Raw genomic sequence first — 16339 nt, 5'->3', positions numbered from 1 at the left:
TTCGCACAGCAGAGTTGCGCGAGTGCATCCAACCCGAACCTCGACGAAACTGCTCCTCGGAGCCGCCTGCGCCGTCTCGGCGGTCTCGGCGGTCTCCGGCTGCGTGAACGTGAGCCCCGCGCCGATGCGGCCGGCCGGCTCCCCCGCCGACGGGGTGGCGCCCCGGTACGAGCCGCGTGGGGGCCCGGGGGCGTTGCCGGTGGTGGTCCAGGCGCCCGCCCTGGAGGCCCTGAAGGCGGTGCCCGGCGACGGCGCCGCCCGGCCATCGGCGCCCACGACCGCCGGCCGGGGCACGGCGCGCACCGGACCCGGGAGCCCCGCGGAGTCCGGGAACACCGGGGAGGCCGCCGAGTCCGGCCGGCCCGTCCCCGACATCCCGGAGCCCCGCAGGCCCGCCGGGCACGCCGGACGGCCCCCCGGGGAGCTGTCCGGGGCGGTACGGCCCGACGCGCGGGTGCCGCGCGAACTGGTGCGGGAGCTGCCGGTGCGCCCGGCGGACGTGTGCGCGATGGGCCGCCGGCACGGGCACTGGCAGCCGGACAGCCCGGAGGCCCGCATCTGCTCGGGCGTCCACGAGGGCTGAGACGGAGGCCGGGACGGGGCCGTAACGGGGCCGCGGGCCCTCAGGGCGACTGCTCGGGGAACGGCCGGGGCCCCGGCCCCGCCTCCTCTTCGAGCCGGCGCTCCAGCCGGGCGATGGCGTCCCGCACCCCCGCGCCGTACCGGTCGTCGGGCAGGGCCCGGGTGGCGGCCCGGGCCCGGGCCAGGTGCACCCGGGCGGCCTCGGGGCGGTCCAGCTTGAGGTAGTCGGCCGCGAGGCTGAGGTGCAGGGACGGGTAGAAGACGCGGACCGCGTCGCCGAGCCTGTCGGCGGCGCTCAGGGCCCTCAGGTCCCAGGCCAGTTCGTCGGCGGGGTCGTCCTGGGTGTCGGCCATGTAGTGGGCGAGCGTGCAGCGGTGGAGGGAGTCGCCGTCCTCGCCGATCTCGGACCAGATCCCGCAGAGCCGGTTGCGGGCCTCCTCGCGGTCCCCGGCGTGCAGCAGGATGACCGCCTGGCCGATCCTGGTCATGACGGCGTCCTCCGACGCCTCCTGCTGCTGCTCCGTCAACGGGGCCTCCGGCTCGCTCCGCGGACCTGATCCGGTCCGATCGTCAAGACGCTAACCGGAGGCACCGGCTCTGGCGCCGAGGCGCGGTGGGGTGTCAGCCCAGGTCCGGGATCCGCCAGTCGATCGGCTCATGGCCCTGGGCGGCGACGGCCTCGTTGATCTGTGTGAAGGGCCGGGAGCCGAAGAACTTCTTGGCCGACAGCGGCGAGGGGTGCGCGCCCTTGACGATGACGTGCCGCTCCTGGTCGATCAGCGGGATCTTCTTCTGGGCGTAGGCGCCCCAGAGGACGAACACGCACGGGTCGGGCCGCTCGGACACGGAGCGGATCACCGCGTCGGTGAACTTCTCCCAGCCCTTGGCCTTGTGCGAGTTGGGCTCGGCCTCGCGGACGGTGAGCACGGCGTTGAGCAGGAGGACGCCCTGCCGGGCCCACGGCATCAGGTACCCGTTGTCCGGGACCTCCAGGCCGAGCTCCTCCTTCATCTCCTTGTAGATGTTGCGCAGCGAGGGCGGGGTCTTGACCCCGGGCCGCACGGAGAAACACAGGCCGTGCCCCTGGCCGGGGCCGTGGTACGGGTCCTGGCCGAGGACGAGCACCTTCACCTTGTCGAACGGCGTGGCCTCCAGGGCCGCGAAGACCTGCTCGCGCGGCGGGTAGACCGGCCCGTTCGCCCGCTCCTTCTCGACGAACTCGGTGAGCTCCTTGAAGTAGGGCTGGTCCAGCTCCCCGCCGAGGACGGGCAGCCACGACTCGGGCAGCATCTGGGTCACGTCGACAACCTCCGGTACAAGTTCGTGCAACTCCCCAGAACCTACCGGGCCCCACTGACAACGCCGCGCCCCGGGCGCCTCCGCGCCCGGGGCCCGCCGTCACCAGCTGGTCTTGCGGTACAACTCCCACATCTGCATGGCGGTCTGGGGGTCCAGGGCCCGCTCGGCACCGGCGATGTCCTCGCGGGCGCCGACGTAGAGCTTGCCCTGCCACAGCGGCAGCAGCCGGACGTCCTGCGCGAAGATCTGCTGGGCCGTCTCGAACTCCTTGACGCCGGCCGCGCGGTCGCTCTCGCGACGGGACTTGGGCAGGATGTCGGTCAGGATCTGGGCCGGCTCGTACGGGGTGCCGACCGCGTTCTCCTTGCCGACGAAGGGCGCGATGAAGTTGTCGGGGTCCGGGAAGTCGGGGAACCAGCCGCGGCCGAAGACCGGGTACTCGCCGTTCTTGTAGCCGACCTGGAAGTCCTTCCAGGGCTTGCCGCGCAGGGTGATCCTGAAGAGGCCGCTCTCGTCGAGCTGCCGCTTGAGCTCGGTGAACTCGTCGGCGGTGGAGCCGCCGTAGCGGTCGGTGGTGTACCAGAAGGTCAGCTCCACCGGCGTGTTGATCCCGGCGGACTGGAGGATCTTGCGGGCCTTGGTGACGTCCGCGTTGCCATACAGGTCGTAGAAGGGCGTCTTGTGGCCGACGACCCCCTTGGGGACCATCGAGTACAGCGGCTCGGCGGTGCCCTGGTAGACCTTGGTGACGAGCGCCCCCCGGTCGACCAGCTGCGCGATGGCCTGGCGCACCTGCACCTTGGCGACCTGCGGGTCCTTGGGGTTGAAGACCAGGTAGCGGATCTCCGAGCCGACGTTCTCGACGACCTGGACGCCCTGGTTGTGCGAGGCGGGGCTCTGCAGGTCCTTGATCTCCGCCGCCGACAGGCCTCGGTAGGTGGCGTCGATCTCCTTGTTCTTCAAGGCCGCGACCATCTCGTCGGACTTCTTGAAGTAGCGGATGGTGACCGCGTCGTTACGGCGGTTGGCGAAGCCCTCGTAGCCCTCGTAGCCGCCGAGGACGGCCTCGGAGCCCTCCTTGTACGAGGTGAGCGTGTACGGGCCGGAGCCGGTCACCTTGCCGTCCGAGCGGAGCTTGTCGGCCGGGTACTCCTTGGGCGCGACCAGCGAGGCTGCGGGCGAGCCGAGGACGTACGGGAAGGTGGCGTCGGGGGTCTTCAGGTGGAAGACGACCGTGAGCGGGTCCGGGGCCTCGATCTTGTCCAGGCTCTCGAAGAGGCCCTTGGGGCCGACCTGGGAGTTGATCGTCCGGATCCGGTCGAGGGAGTGCTTGACCGCCTTGGAGTCGAGCGGCTCCCCGTCGGAGAACTTCAGGCCCTTGCGCAGGGTGCACCGGTAGGCCATGTTCGCCGTGTCGGTGAAGTCGCAGCTCTGGGCGGCGTCGGGCTGCGGCTTGGTGCTGCCCGTGGGGAACGCCAGCAGCGTCTGGTAGATGTTCCGGTAGAGCTCCCAGGAGCCGTCCCATGCCGCGGCGGGGTCGAGAGTGCTCGGCGCGCTCGTCGTACCGACGGTGATCCTCTTCGCGGCCGCGTCGGTGTCGTCCGACAGCAGACCGCATCCGGCGACCAGGGATATGGACGCAACGGCCGCAGTGATCTGCAGGCATCTGGTCCGGTTGAACACGTGCACGCTCCTCGATCAGCCACCGGGTGCGGCAGACCCTACCGCAGAGCGTCACAAATCCAATGGGCAGGTTTCATGAGGCTCTTGACCGTTTTCGCGCGTGTTCGATACGTATTTGCCTCCCCCTGGGAGGCAAATACGTCCGGTTATCGGTCAGTGCACACCGGCATTCAGGAACATTCCCCCGTCGACGACCAGGGTTTGTCCAGTAATCCATTCCGCTTGTGCAGATGTAAGAAATGCGGCGGCGCCCCCGATGTCCTCCGGGACCCCCAGCCGGCCGAGCGGATAGGCCGCCGAGGCCTCCTGCTCGCGGCCCTCGTAGAGCGCCTGGGCGAACTTCGTCTTGACCACCGCCGGGGCGATCGCGTTGACCCGCACCCGGGGCGCCATCTCGTGCGCGAGCTGGAGCGTGAGGTTGATCATCGCGGCCTTGCTCATCCCGTACGCCCCGATGAAGGGCGACGCGGAGACGCCGGCGATGGAGGCGATGTTCACGATCGCCCCGCCGTTGTCCTTCTGCCAGGCGTGCCAGGTCCGCTGGGCGAAGCCCAGGGCCGAGATCACGTTGGTCTCGAAGACCTTGCGCGCCACCTGGAGGTCCAGGTCGGCCATCGGCCCGAAGACCGGATTGGTGCCCGCGTTGTTCACCAGGAAGTCGACGCGGCCGAAGGCCTCCATCGCCCGGTCGACGGCGACGGCCTGGTGGGCCTCGTCGTGCGCCTTCCCGGCCACGCCGACCACCCGGTCCGCCCCGAGCCGCTCGACGGCCTCCTTGAGCGCGTCCTCGTTGCGCCCGGTGATCACGACCCGGTCACCCCGGGCGACGAGCGCCTCTGCGATCCCGTAGCCGATGCCCCGGCTCGCGCCGGTGACCAGTGCGACCTTGCCGCTGTCCGTGCCGTTGTACGTCATGCCGTACGCCCTGCCTCTCGGGGGTGTCGTCAGTTGAGCGGGCCGCCGGCCACGTAGAGCACCTGGCCGGAGACGAAGCCGGCGGCCTCGCCGGTGAAGAAGGCGATGGCGTTGGCCACGTCGTCCGGGCGGCCCACGCGCTGGACGGGGATCTGCGAGGCGGCGGCGAGCTGGAACTCCTCGAAGCCCATGCCGACGCGGGCGGCGGTCTGCGCGGTCATCTCGGTGGCGATGAAGCCGGGGGCGACGGCGTTGGCGGTGATGCCGAACTTGCCGAGCTCGATCGCCAGGGTCTTGGTGAAGCCCTGCAGGCCGGCCTTGGCGGCGGCGTAGTTGGCCTGGCCGCGGTTGCCGAGCGCGGAGCTGCTGGAGAGGTTCACGACACGGCCGAACTTGGCCTCCACCATGTGCTTCTGACAGGCCCGGGCCATCAGGAACGCGCCGCGCAGGTGCACGTTCATGACGGTGTCCCAGTCGGTGTCGCTCATCTTGAAGAGCAGGTTGTCGCGCAGGACGCCCGCGTTGTTGACGAGGATGGTCGGGGCGCCCAGCGTGCTCGCGACCCGCTCGACGGCCGCCTCCACCTGGGCGGCGTCCGAGACGTCGCAGCCGACGGCCAGGGCCCGGCCGCCGGCCGCGGTGATGGCCTCGACGGTGTCCTTGCAGGCCGCCTCGTCGAGGTCGATCACGGCGACCGCCCGGCCCTCGGCGGCCAGGCGCAGGGCGGTGGCCGCGCCGATGCCCCGGGCCGCCCCGGTGACGATCGCGACGCGCTGCTCGGTGGTGGACATGCTGGTTCTCCTCGCCCTTGAGAAACGGCCGCCCGAGGTGAGCAACCGCTTAGTAGCTTCAGCTGAGGAGACGCTAGGAGCCCTGGCACCCGGTGTCAACGGGGTCCCGGCCCGACGGGGTTCGCGCCGCGGCCGGGCCGCCCGCCCACCGCCCGGTCAGCGGACCAGCAGGTCCAGCAGGCGCTCCACCTCCGCCGCGGGATCCGCCGTCAGCCCGGTGTGCACCGGCCCGGGCTGGACCACGGTGCTGCGGGGGGCGATCAGCCAGCGGAACCGCCGCCCCGGGTCGTCGCCCGCCGCCTGGCCCGCCCGCTCGCCGCCCTCGCACAGCCCCTCGACCCCGCGCAGCGCGGCCCGGACCCCGGCCACGTCGGCCTTCGGGTCCAGGGCGAGGAGCTTGGCCTCGTCGAGGTGGGTGCGCGCGGCGACGTAGGAGTGCGCCCGGCAGTAGACGATGACGCCGGCGTTGAAGCACTCGCCGCGCTCCATCCGGGGCACCACGCGCACCAGCGCGTATTCGAACACGTCCCGCTTGGTCACTCGTCGCCGCTCTTCTGCTCGGTCTTGTTCTTATTCTTGTCGGGCTGGGGAGGGAGGCGCTCGGCCAGCCAGCCCGGCGGACCGGTCTGCGGCCGCACCTCGGCCTCCATGGTGATCCTCTCGTGGATCGTCGCCGCGCGCGGCAGCAGCGCCTCCACGTAGGCGCGGCGTACCGCGTCGGTGGAGTCGAAGCCCGGCTCGTCGACGAGCCACTCGTCGGGCACGTCCGCCGCGACCTCGGTGAGCAGCTCCTCGGTGACGAGGGGGGCCAGCTCGGCGGCGGCGGCCGCGATGTCGGGGCCGACGGGGGCCAGGACGTGGTCGGAGGCGTTGTAGGGCTTGGCGGCCGCGGCCCGGGCGGTCGGCCAGTTGTGGTGCCAGATCATCGTGGCGCCGTGGTCGATGAGCCAGAGGTCCCCGTGCCAGACCAGCAGGTTGGGATTGCGCCAGGACCGGTCGACGTTGTTGATCAGGGCGTCGAACCAGACCACGCGCCCCGCCTCGACCGGGTCCGCCCGGTAGGCGAGCGGGTCGAAGCCGATCGAGCCGGGCAGGTAGTCCATGCCGAGGTTGAGCCCGCCGCTGGCCTTGAGCAGCTCCTGCACCTCCTGGTCGGGCTCGGCGAGCCCGATGACGGGGTCGAGCTGCATCTGCACCAGCCGGGGGACCCGCAGCCCCAGCCGCTGGGCGAGCCGCCCGCAGACGACTTCGGCGACCAGGGTCTTGCGTCCCTGGCCGGCTCCGGTGAACTTCATGACGTAGGTACCGAGGTCGTCGGCCTCGACGATTCCCGGGAGCGAGCCGCCCTCACGCAGGGGCGTGACATAGCGGGTCGCGATCACTTCGGACAACATCCGGCCAGGTTACGGCGGTCAGGGCCGCGGAGCCCACTGCGAAAGCAGTGCTTGTGCCGTGGTGACGGACGCCACCAGGACGAGGGAGTTGCGGATCACCTCGGCGGTGCAGGAGGCGGGCACCCCGGCGATGGCGTCGGCCGGGACCACGACCTCGTAGCCGAGGTTCACGGCGTCGAAGACGGTGTTGGGGATCGCGATGTTCGAGGAGACCCCGGTGACGACGAGCGTCCGGATGCCGAGGTTGCGCAGCAGGGCGTCCAGGTCGGTCCCGGCCATCGGGGAGAGCCCGTGCAGCCGGCGGACGACCAGGTCCCTCCCGTCCACGGTGAGGGGGGCGGCGACCTCCACCGCCCGGCTGCCGGTCAGCTGGCGCACGGGCAGCCTCCCGGCGGCCCGGAAGAGGCGCGCGTTGGTGTTGGCCGCGAGGCCGTCGGGGCGCCGCTCGGCGACCGCGTGGACCACCTGCACCCCGGCCCCGCGCGCGGCGGCGACGAGCGCGGCCACCCGGCCGAGCATCCCGGACTCCCGGGCCTCCTCGGCCAGCTCGGGCAGGGCGCTCTCCTCGCCGACGACCCCGTTCTGGCATTCGACGGTGAGCAGCGCGGTGGTGGCGGGATCGAACTCCGGCATGGCTCCCCCTGGTGCGTCGGCGGACGAGGACGCATGATTCCTGACACACAGTCAGATGTGAAGGGGTGCGGTGCCGATGGACGGGACGAGCGGGCCGGGGACGCAGCGGCGGGGCCGGCGCATCATGATGACCGACGGGGAGGTGGACGCGTTCCTGCGCGAGCAGCGCACCTGCCGGGTGGCCACGGTCTCCCCGGACGGGCGCCCGCACGTGGGCGCCCTGTGGTTCGCCTGGGACGGGACCTCCCTGTGGCTGTACTCGATCACGCGCAGCCGCCGCTGGTCGGACCTGCGGAAGGACCCCCGGGTGTCGGTGCTGGTGGACGCGGGAGAGGAGTACGGGGAGCTGCGCGGGGTCGAGCTGTCCGGCACGGCGGTCTTCGTCGGCGAGGCGCCCCGCACCGGCGAACCCTGCCCGGAGCTCGCGGAGGTGGAACGGATCTTCCCGCGGAAGAACTTCGGCATCGAGCGGATGCCGTACGACGGACGGCACGCCTGGATCCGCCTGACCCCGGACTCGCTCGTGTCCTGGGACTTCGCCAAGCTCTAGGGGATGCCCGCCACCGCGGCCGCCGCCTCCTTCAGGGCTTCGACGGCCGCGCGCAGGGAGGGCCGGCGGTCGGCGTCCGCGCGCCAGACGGCGTACACGTGGCGCCGTACGGTGTCGCACACCGGCAGCAGGCGCACGCCCGGCGGGACCGGCCCCCGCCCCAGCCGGGGCGTCACGCACACGCCCAGCCCGGCCTCCACGAAGGCGAGCTGGGTGTGGTGCTCCTCGGCGATGTGCGCGATGCGCGGCTCGACGCCCGTACCGCGCAGGGTGTGGACCAGCCACTCGTGGCAGAACTGCCCCTCGTTCCAGGAGATCCAGTCGTCGTCGGCGAAGTCGGCGAGGGAGATCTGCGCCCGGTCGGCGAGGGGGTGGTCGCGCGGGACCGCGATGTCGGCGGCGTCGTCGAGGAGGTGGGTCCGGGTCAGCTCGGCCGGTACCGGCATCCGCTTGTTGTGCCAGTCGATGGCCAGGGCCATGTCGAGGTCGCCCCGGACCACGGCGGCCATGCTCTCCTCGGGCTCCTTCTCCCGCACCAGCACCCGCAGTTCGGGGTGGTGGGCGCGCAGGGCGGTCAGCGTCCGGGGCAGCAGCCCGCGCATGGCGGTGGGGAAGGAGCCGATCCGCAGCTCCCCCACCGCGCGGCCGCGCTGGGCCTCGACGTCCGCCTGGGCCAGCTCCACCTGGGAGATGATCCGGGCGGCGTGGCCGGCCAGCAGCCGCCCGGCGTCGGTGAGCCGGATGCCGCGGCCGTTCTTGGCGAACAGCGGCTGTCCGACCTCCCGCTCCAGTTTGGCCATCTGCTGGGAGACCGCCGATGTGGTCACATGGAGGCCGCACGCCGCTCCGCTGACCGAGCCGTGGCGGGCGAGGGCGTCGAGGGCGCGCAGGCGTTCCAGGTTCAACATGTAAGCGATGCTACGCCGTGGTGGCCAGCAGATCTCGCTTGTCCTACGAGGTCGGGCGCAGCAGAGTGAAACCCATGAGCGCATCCGTCACCCCCCGTCCCGCCGCCTCCTCCCCCGCCACCACCTCCGTCGCCGCCGCCCCGCCGCGGGGTGCCGGCCGTACCGGTGGGCTCGACTGGCGGGTGCGCTTCGCCCTCCTCTCGGTGGTGTGGGGGTTCAGCTTCCTGTTCATCAAGGTGGGGACGGGGGCGTTCGCGCCCTTCCAGGTCGCCCTCGGCCGGGTGTTCTTCGGGGCGCTCGCCCTGCTGGCGGTGCTGCTGGTGCGCCGCGAGCCGCTCCCCCGGGGCCGGCGCACCTGGGGCCACCTGGCCGTGGCCGCGCTGCTGCTGAACACCGCCCCCTTCGCGCTCTTCGCCTACGCCGAGCAGTCCATCACCTCCACCCTGGCCGGGATCTGCAACGCCACCTCCCCGCTGTGGGGCATGGCGCTCTCGCTGGTCGCGCTGTCCGAGGACCGTCCCACCCGCCGCCGGTTCGCGGGCCTGGGCCTCGGCTTCCTCGGCGTGCTGACCGTGCTCGGCGCCTGGCAGGGGTTCACGGGCGTCGACGCCAAGGGCACCGCCCTGGCCCTGCTCGCCTCGCTCTGCTACCCGATCGGCTGGATCTACGTCCGCCGCACCCTGGCGGGCACCTCCGGCTCGCCGGTCGCCATGACGGGGGCGCAGCTGATCGTCTCGACCCTCCAGCTGGCCGCCGTCAGCGCCCTGTTCACCTCGGCCCCGGCCGCCTTCCCGCTGTGGCCGACCCTCTCGGTGATCACCCTGGGGGCCCTGGGCACGGGGGCGGCCCTCCAGATGCAGTACGGCCTGGTGGCGGAGGTCGGGCCGACGACCGCGCAGATGGTCACGTACTTCATCCCGGTGATCGCCACCACGGCGGGCGTCCTGCTCCTGGGCGAGCAGCTGCACTGGAACACCCCGGTGGGCGCCCTGATCGTCCTCGCGGGAGCGGCCCTCACCCAGGCCCGCCCGCAATCCCGCGGGCGCGCCTGACCTCCGGCCCCGCCGGCCCGGCCCCCGCCGCACCGCGCGGCGGGGGCATTCGCGTGCCCGCGCTCAGTCGAAGCGGGCCCCCGGCGCCGGCCGCACCGCCGCCGCCACGGCGCCGGCCAGCGACGGGACCTCCCGTTCACGCAGGGTGGAAACGGTGATCCGCACCCCCGGCCCCGCCTCCAGCCGGTAGACGGCTCCCGGGCGGACCGCCCAGCCCGCCGTCAGCAGCCGGGTGACCACCGCCGTCTCGTCGGCGACCGGCACCCACACGTTCATGCCGCTGCGCCCGTGCGCCGCCACCCCCCGCTCGGCGAGCGCCTCGACGAGCCCGTCCCGGCGCAGCCCGTACGAACGGGCCACCGCCGACGGGTCCACCGCGCCGGTGGCCCACAGTTCGACGACCGTGCTCTGGAGCAGCCGGCTCACCCAGCCCGGGCCCAGCCGCTGGCGGCCCCGGACGCGGTCCATCGTCACCGCGTCGCCCGTGAGCACCGCGAGCCGCAGGTCGGGGCCGTAGGCCTTGGCGGTGGAGCGGACCAGCGCCCAGTGCCGGGTGACGCCGCCCAGCGGGCAGAGCGGCAGGTCCACGATCCCGTGGCCGTGGTCGTCCTCGATGACCAGGACGCCGGGCCGGTCCGCCAGCAGCTCCCGCAGCAGCGCGGCGCGCGCCGGGCCCACCGCCGCCCCGGTCGGGTTCTGCGCGCGGGCCGTCACCACCAGGGCGCGGGCCCCCGCTTCGAGCGCTCCGGCCACCGCCTCCGGCCGGGGGCCCTCGTCGTCGACGGCCACCGGCAGCACCCGCAGGCCCAGCGCCGGGACCAGGTCCAGCACGCTGCCCCAGCCGGGGTCCTCGACCGCCACGGCGTCCCCCGGTCTCAGGTGGGCGGCCAGGACCCGCTCGATGCCGTCCAGCGCTCCCGACGTCACCGCCAGGGCCCCGGCCGGGACCCCGTCCGCCTCGAAGCCCGCGCGGGCGAGGCGGGCGAGGTCGGGCAGGACCGGATCGTCCCCGTAGCGGGTGGGGGCCTGCGCGTACCGGCGGGCCGCCGCGGCCAGGGGCCCGTCCAGGGAGGGCAGCAGCGACATGTCCGGGTTGCCGTCCGTGAGGTCCCGTGCGCCCTCCGGGACCTCCGCACGCAGTGCGTCGCGCGGGGTGCTGGCGGGCCGCCCGCGCACCCGGCTGCCGCGCCGCCCGTCGGTCTCGATGATCCCGCGCTCGCGCAGCGACCGGTAGGCGGCCGCCACGGTGTTGGGGTTCACCCCGAGCTCGCCCGCCAGCTCCCGCATCGGCGGCAGCGGCGCGCCGGGCGCGAGGGCGCCCGATCCGACGCCCGCCTCGATGCTGGCCGCGATGTCCGATGCGCGACGCCCACTGATCGTATATTCTCCTAGCACAAAGGCAATTATGCACTAGTACAACGGAGTCCGCATCATGAGCGTCACCCCCGCCGCCTACGAGCCGACCGAGCGCACCGTCCCGAGCCGCTCCCGCCAGCGGGCCCGCTACGACCGCGAGACGGTGCATTCGATACTCGACCAGACCTACCTCTGCCACCTGGGCTTCGTCCGCGACGGCGCGCCGGTGGTGCTGCCGACGCTGTTCGGCCGGGTGGGCGAGGCCCTGTACGTGCACGGCTCCACCGGTTCGCGCCCGCTGCTGGCCGCCGGGCAGCAGGACCCGGGCCTGCCGGTCTGCCTGACGGTGACGCACGTGGACGGCCTGGTCCTGGCCAAGTCGGCCTTCCACCACTCGATCAACTACCGCTCCGTGGTCGTCCACGGCACGGCGTACGAGGTCACCGACGAGGCGGAACGCCGGATGGCCCTCGACGCCCTGGTCGACCACGTCGTCCCCGGCCGCGCGGCCGACTCCCGCCCCGCCAACGCCAGGGAGCTCGCGGCCACGGCGGTGATCCGGCTGGACCTGGACGAGGTCTCCGCGAAGGTCCGCACGGGCGGGCCCAACGACGACGCCGAGGACCTGGAGCTGCCCTTCTGGTCGGGCGTGGTCCCGGTGGCGCCGGCGTACGGGACCCCCGTCCCGGCCGCCGGCCTGGCCCCCGGCATCGCCGTCCCGGACTACGTCAGCGCGCTCTGAGCCTCACGGGCGGGCCGGTCGGCGGGCCGGTCCGCCGAGCCCGCGGGCCTGCGCGCCTCGGCCACGATCAGCGCGCCCACCGCGGACAGCAGCAGGACGGTGCCCAGCACGACCGCGCCGGTCAGCCGCTCCCCGAGCACCCCGACGGCGATGGCGGCCGCGCTCACCGGCTCGATCAGCATGATCACCGACACCGTCGCGGCACGCACCGCCGCCGCCCCGGTGAAGTACAGGGCGTAGGCCAGGGCCGTCGGCACCACGGCGACGTACACCAGCAGGACCAGCACCCGCGCCGGCTCGGCGGTGTGCGGCAGCAGGCCCTCCACCGCCGCGAGGGGCAGCAGGCACACCGTGCCCACGCCCACCGACCAGGCGGTGGTCACCAGCGGGTCCCCGCCCGCCCCGCGCCGCCCGAGCCAGCGCGCCCGCAGGGTCATCCCCGCGTACCCGGCGGCCGACAGCAGGGCCCAGACGACCCCGAGCGGCCTCACCTCACCGCCCCCGGAGCCCAGCACCAGGACGGCGAGTCCGCCGAGCGCGCCGCCGACGGCGGCCAGTCCGCCCCAGCCGAGCCGCTCGCCCATCCAGTACCGGGCGCCCAGCGCGATCAGCACGGGCCCGGCGCCCAGGGTGACCACGGTGCCGACGGCCAGGCCGGTCTCGCGGACGGCCCCGAAGTAGGCGGCCTGGAAGAGCGTGAACATCAGACCGGTCCCGATCAGCGAGGCCGCCGAGGGCCGGCGGCCGCGCGCCGCCCCGGCCGCCCGCGCGGGACGGCGTACGGCCAGGACCGCCAGCAGCACCACCAGCCCGCCGGCGCTGCGCCAGAAGGACAGGGCGAGCGGACCGAGGTCACTGGCCAGGAAGAGGAGGGAGGCCGCCGCCCCGGCGGTGCCCCAGGCGACTCCGGCGACGACGAGGTAGAGCAGGCTGCGCCCGGTGGCGGGCGAGTGGTTCGACACGTGTTTCTCCGCGCTTGCGTGAAGGATGAGGACTGCGGGTCATCGCTTCGCGGGCAGCACGGACCGGCCCGGGAACTCCCGTGGCTGGTCTCTCGTTCGGCGGTGGCCGCCCGCGCTAGGCGGCCGGCGGCGAAAGCACGGTGTCGTACATGCAGAGCACCCTACGCCCTCGTCCGCTCGGGCGCGGCCTGGGGCTCCGCGTCGGCCCCGGCCCCGGCCTCGGCCTCGACCGCCGGCAGAACCGATTCGCCCGCCACCACCGGGGCCGGCCGCGAGGACTGCGCGATGAAGGCGCCGCCCAGCACCAGCGCCCCGCCGACCATCTGCCAGGTCGAGAGGTGCTCGTGCAGCAGCACCCAGGCCAGCACGGTGGCGACGACGGCCTCCAGGTTGGCCACCACGCCCGCGACCTGCGGGGAGAGCATGCGCACCGAGACCACGCCGGTCAGGTACGCGGCCACGGTGGCGACCAGCACCACCCAGCCGAGCAGCACCGGGGCGGGCACCCGCAGGTCCCCGAGCGCCGCGTCCCCGGCCAGCACCTGCCAGTCCATCTGCCAGGGGCGGGCCAGTACGGTCATCACCAGCGCACCGACGAGCATGCCGTGCGCGATCACGCCCATCGGGTCGGGCACGTCCTCGCCGTCGGTGCCCTGGTCCGCGAAGACGAAGTAGAAGGCCTGGCAGCAGGCGGCGGCGAGACCGAGGAGCACCCCGAGCGGGTCGAGGCTCAGCCCGGCCCAGATCTCGACCACGCAGGCCAGCCCCACGACGGCCACCGCCGCCCCGGCCGCGGCCGCCCGGGTCACCGGCTTGCGCTGCACGAACCGGATCCAGCCGAGCAGCAGCGCCGGGCCCAGGTACTCCAGCAGGAGGGCCACGCCGACCGGGATCCGCGACAGGGAGGCGAAGTAGAAGGCCTGCACGCCCGCGACGGCGACCAGCCCGAAGCCGGCGAGCAGCAGCGGCCGCCGCCGGACCAGGCCGCGGTGCCGCCAGGCCAGGGGGGACAGCACCAGGGCCGCCCCCGCCACCCGCAGCCACACCATGTGGAGCGGGTCCAGACCGGCTTCGATCAGCGGCTTCGCCGCGACACCGGAACCACCGAACGCACACGCCGAGACGAGGGCGAGGCCCAGTCCGGCGTTCTTCCCTGACGCTTGCATCGGGCCATCATGACAGGGCCCGTCAGGAGCGTCACCAGAGTGACACCTGTTGAGACGGACCCGATACCGAAGGCGCGGGAACCTCCGGTTCCTGACAGGTCATCAGTATTGAATGTTCCGACCCCCGGGGCTACGTTCCGCCGCACGAACCCGACGCGAAGGGGTGGACGCATGGCTGAAGTCACCGCGGAATCACGCATCGAGGCGCCCGCCGCGAAGCTCTGGGCCCAGCTGACCGACTGGGGCGCGTACGGCCGGTGGAGCATGACCCACACCGACTTCCCGAAGGGCGGGCCCGAGACCCTCGCGGTCGGCGCCACCTTCACCGAGAACATGAAGATGATGGGCTTCCCCGCCGAGGTCCTGTGGACCGTCTCCGAACTGGAGGACCAGCGCCTCTTCGCGATCACCGGCAAGGGCCCGATGGGGGTCGCCGTCCTGACCCGGTACACCCTGACCGCCGACGGCACGGCCACGACGGTCCGCATCGACGGGGAGTTCACCGGCGCCGCGGTCTCCCTGATGGCCGGCAAGCTCAAGGACTCGGCGACCGCCGCGCTGAACGAGTCCCTGCGCCGGCTGGCCGCCCTGGTCGTCTGAGCCACCCGGCCCCGCCCGGCCCCGCGCACGCACGAACGGCGCGCCCCGCGAGAGTCCTCGCGGGGCGCGCCGTCGTCATCGGGCCGGACCGGTTCAGTGCTCGTCGGCCAGGATCAGGTACAGCTTCTTGCGGGCGTCGTTGACGACCGCGAGGGCCTTCTCCCGCTGCTCGGGCGTGCCGGTCCTGAAGACCTGCCCGAAGGCCTCCATCAGGCCGGCGCCGGCGGCACGGATCTCGTGCATCGCCTCGAAGTCGAAGCCGCGCCCGGCGTCCGCCCAAGGGGCGTCCGGACCCGACTCGGCCTCGGCGCGGCCCGTGTCGGTGAGCGTGAACAGCTTCTTGCCACCCTCGCTCGCGCTGCTGATCAGCCCCTCGTCCTCCAGCAGCTGGAGGGTCGGGTAGACCGAGCCGGGGCTGGGCTTCCACGCCCCGCCACTGCGCTCGCCGATCTCCTGGATCATCTCGTAGCCGTGCATGGGGCGGTCGGCGAGCAGCGCCAGGATGGACGCCCGCACGTCGCCGCGCCTGGCCCTCCCGCGCGGGCCGCCGCGCCCGCCCCGTCCGCCGAAGGGGCCGCCGCCGAAGCCGGGCCCGAACGGCCCGAAGGCCGCGCGCAGCCCCCTGAACTCCTCCCGACGGTCCGGCCCGCAGTGGCCGTGACCCCGTCCGTGCTCATGTCCGTGGTCGTGCTGTCCGCGTGAACGCATCACTGCGCTCCTTTCGTCTCGTGTGTCTGCTTGACGTGTTCCACTATCGTTGATCCATCGCGATGCGTCAACGATGTATCGGAAACTATCGGAGACGAAGGCGGCAACACCGCTCCCCACCTGCACCCATTGGGGTGGAATGCCGGGAGAACTCCTAGGCGACGCTCGTCCGCGCGTGCTGTTCTTGCCCCGCTCCTCCATGGGAAGCCGACGAAAGGGGACATCCGTGCGCCATCAGGGACGGATCAGGAAGTGGCTCGCCGCCGCGGCCGGCGCGGCCGCGCTGCTCTCGGTACTGCCGGGGCCGGTGGCCACGGCCACCGCCGAGGACCGTCCGGCGCTGGTCGGCCGGTACTTCAACCTCCACCAGTGCGTGTACACCACCGCGCTCGGCGGTGACTTCTTCACCACGGTGGTACCGAGCGGCGACGGACGCTTCACGTCCGGGACGAACACCTCGGCCACCGCGGACACCAGCCGTTCCTGCGGCGCCGGGGACGGGAACTTCTCCCCGCTCTTTCCGTGGGCGGGCTTCGACACCCTCGACCTCAACGCGGGCCGCTACCTGAACCTGCACCAGTGCGTCTACTACTCCGACGCGACGCGCGACCACGTCACCACCGTCGCCTACCTCGGCGGCAACGACTTCTCCGCCCGCTCCAACGTCTCCGACACCCGGGACACGACACCGGACTGCGGCCCCGGCCGCGGCCTCTACCGGCTCGTCCCCCTGCTGTCCGACGTCAAGGTGCTGGACCTGTCGGCCGGGCGCTACGTGAACCTCCAGCAGTGCGTCTACTACTACGGCCGGAACGGGTTCGACGACCACTTCACCACGGTGGTGCCGACGACCCGCGACGGCCGGTTCACGACCGGCACCAAGGTCTCCGGCACCGTCGACACGGCCCCCACCTGCGGCCGGGGGGACGGGAACTACACCCTCATCCCCCTCCTGTCCGGCACCGCGGCCCTCTCCCGCACCTGACCCCCACCGCCGG

19 protein-coding genes are annotated in these 16339 nt (G+C 73.1%); 6 read left to right on the top strand and 13 right to left on the bottom strand.

What is annotated here, in order from left to right:
* Positions 1-22: 22 nt before the first annotated feature.
* Positions 23-583, top strand: a complete 561-nt coding sequence (locus ACZ5NJ_RS08380) for a hypothetical protein (RefSeq protein ID WP_468763918.1) — start codon at positions 23-25, stop codon at positions 581-583.
* Positions 584-623: 40 nt separating this feature from the next.
* Here the strand turns inward: ACZ5NJ_RS08380 and ACZ5NJ_RS08375 are convergent, their stop codons facing one another.
* The 8 genes from ACZ5NJ_RS08375 to ACZ5NJ_RS08340 all read right to left on the bottom strand — a co-directional run bounded on the left by ACZ5NJ_RS08375 (position 624) and on the right by ACZ5NJ_RS08340 (position 7297).
* On the bottom strand, positions 624-1070 hold the full coding sequence (locus ACZ5NJ_RS08375; RefSeq protein ID WP_468764303.1) for a hypothetical protein: 447 nt from the start codon (positions 1068-1070) through the stop codon (positions 624-626).
* Between the two features lie 133 nt (positions 1071-1203).
* A complete protein-coding gene (locus ACZ5NJ_RS08370) occupies positions 1204-1872 on the bottom strand; it encodes a uracil-DNA glycosylase (protein WP_468764302.1) in 669 nt (222 codons plus the stop codon).
* A gap of 108 nt (positions 1873-1980) precedes the next feature.
* On the bottom strand, positions 1981-3564 hold the full coding sequence (locus tag ACZ5NJ_RS08365; protein WP_468763917.1) for an ABC transporter substrate-binding protein: 1584 nt from the start codon (positions 3562-3564) through the stop codon (positions 1981-1983).
* A 153-nt stretch (positions 3565-3717) separates the two neighbouring features.
* Positions 3718-4479, bottom strand: coding sequence for an SDR family oxidoreductase (locus ACZ5NJ_RS08360; protein WP_468763916.1), 762 nt, complete (start codon positions 4477-4479; stop codon positions 3718-3720).
* 29 nt (positions 4480-4508) lie between these two features.
* Complete coding sequence (gene fabG, locus ACZ5NJ_RS08355) at positions 4509-5270, bottom strand: 3-oxoacyl-ACP reductase FabG (protein WP_468763915.1); 762 nt, start codon at positions 5268-5270, stop codon at positions 4509-4511.
* A gap of 156 nt (positions 5271-5426) precedes the next feature.
* Positions 5427-5810 (bottom strand): DUF3037 domain-containing protein, encoded by a 384-nt coding sequence (locus ACZ5NJ_RS08350; RefSeq protein WP_389611674.1) that lies wholly within the window; start codon positions 5808-5810, stop codon positions 5427-5429.
* The gene (locus tag ACZ5NJ_RS08345) at positions 5807-6664 is read right to left on the bottom strand and encodes a HipA family kinase (protein WP_468763914.1); all 858 of its coding nucleotides are present in this window, start codon (positions 6662-6664) and stop codon (positions 5807-5809) included. The genes ACZ5NJ_RS08350 and ACZ5NJ_RS08345 overlap by 4 nt, the downstream gene beginning before the upstream one ends.
* A gap of 18 nt (positions 6665-6682) precedes the next feature.
* Positions 6683-7297, bottom strand: coding sequence for an isochorismatase family protein (locus tag ACZ5NJ_RS08340; protein ID WP_468763913.1), 615 nt, complete (start codon positions 7295-7297; stop codon positions 6683-6685).
* A 76-nt stretch (positions 7298-7373) separates the two neighbouring features.
* Here ACZ5NJ_RS08340 and ACZ5NJ_RS08335 point away from each other — a divergent pair, with 76 nt between their 5' ends.
* Positions 7374-7847, top strand: a complete 474-nt coding sequence (locus tag ACZ5NJ_RS08335) for a pyridoxamine 5'-phosphate oxidase family protein (RefSeq protein ID WP_468763912.1) — start codon at positions 7374-7376, stop codon at positions 7845-7847.
* Here the strand turns inward: ACZ5NJ_RS08335 and ACZ5NJ_RS08330 are convergent.
* Positions 7844-8755 carry a LysR family transcriptional regulator gene (locus ACZ5NJ_RS08330; protein ID WP_468763911.1) on the bottom strand — a complete coding sequence of 304 codons (912 nt, stop codon included), beginning with the start codon at positions 8753-8755 and terminating at the stop codon, positions 7844-7846. The genes ACZ5NJ_RS08335 and ACZ5NJ_RS08330 overlap by 4 nt on opposite strands.
* A gap of 74 nt (positions 8756-8829) precedes the next feature.
* Between ACZ5NJ_RS08330 and ACZ5NJ_RS08325 the strand changes: the two genes are divergently transcribed.
* A complete protein-coding gene (locus ACZ5NJ_RS08325) occupies positions 8830-9807 on the top strand; it encodes a DMT family transporter (protein ID WP_468763910.1) in 978 nt (325 codons plus the stop codon).
* Between the two features lie 63 nt (positions 9808-9870).
* Here ACZ5NJ_RS08325 and ACZ5NJ_RS08320 read toward each other — a convergent pair whose 3' ends face one another.
* The gene (locus ACZ5NJ_RS08320) at positions 9871-11202 is read right to left on the bottom strand and encodes an aminotransferase class I/II-fold pyridoxal phosphate-dependent enzyme (RefSeq protein ID WP_468763909.1); all 1332 of its coding nucleotides are present in this window, start codon (positions 11200-11202) and stop codon (positions 9871-9873) included.
* A gap of 37 nt (positions 11203-11239) precedes the next feature.
* Between ACZ5NJ_RS08320 and ACZ5NJ_RS08315 the strand changes: the two genes are divergently transcribed.
* Positions 11240-11905, top strand: a complete 666-nt coding sequence (locus ACZ5NJ_RS08315; RefSeq protein WP_468763908.1) for a pyridoxamine 5'-phosphate oxidase family protein — start codon at positions 11240-11242, stop codon at positions 11903-11905.
* Here ACZ5NJ_RS08315 and ACZ5NJ_RS08310 read toward each other — a convergent pair.
* Positions 11887-12867 carry a DMT family transporter gene (locus ACZ5NJ_RS08310; RefSeq protein ID WP_468763907.1) on the bottom strand — a complete coding sequence of 327 codons (981 nt, stop codon included), beginning with the start codon at positions 12865-12867 and terminating at the stop codon, positions 11887-11889. The genes ACZ5NJ_RS08315 and ACZ5NJ_RS08310 overlap by 19 nt on opposite strands.
* Before the next feature lie 161 nt (positions 12868-13028).
* Positions 13029-14033, bottom strand: a complete 1005-nt coding sequence (locus ACZ5NJ_RS08305; RefSeq protein WP_468763906.1) for an EamA family transporter — start codon at positions 14031-14033, stop codon at positions 13029-13031.
* Positions 14034-14204: 171 nt separating this feature from the next.
* Here ACZ5NJ_RS08305 and ACZ5NJ_RS08300 point away from each other — a divergent pair, with 171 nt between their 5' ends.
* Entirely contained in the window at positions 14205-14633 is a 429-nt protein-coding gene (locus ACZ5NJ_RS08300) for a type II toxin-antitoxin system Rv0910 family toxin (protein ID WP_468763905.1), read from the top strand.
* A gap of 93 nt (positions 14634-14726) precedes the next feature.
* Here ACZ5NJ_RS08300 and ACZ5NJ_RS08295 read toward each other — a convergent pair whose 3' ends face one another.
* Positions 14727-15341, bottom strand: coding sequence for a PadR family transcriptional regulator (locus tag ACZ5NJ_RS08295; RefSeq protein ID WP_468763904.1), 615 nt, complete (start codon positions 15339-15341; stop codon positions 14727-14729).
* 226 nt (positions 15342-15567) lie between these two features.
* Here ACZ5NJ_RS08295 and ACZ5NJ_RS08290 point away from each other — a divergent pair, with 226 nt between their 5' ends.
* Complete coding sequence (locus ACZ5NJ_RS08290) at positions 15568-16326, top strand: hypothetical protein (RefSeq protein WP_468763903.1); 759 nt, start codon at positions 15568-15570, stop codon at positions 16324-16326.
* Positions 16327-16339: the final 13 nt, after the last annotated feature.

The sequence above is a fragment of the Streptomyces sp. NPDC032091 genome (assembly GCF_055580265.1).
Note: the sequence above shows the minus strand (reverse complement) of the source record. Positions and strands in the feature narration are given on the sequence as shown.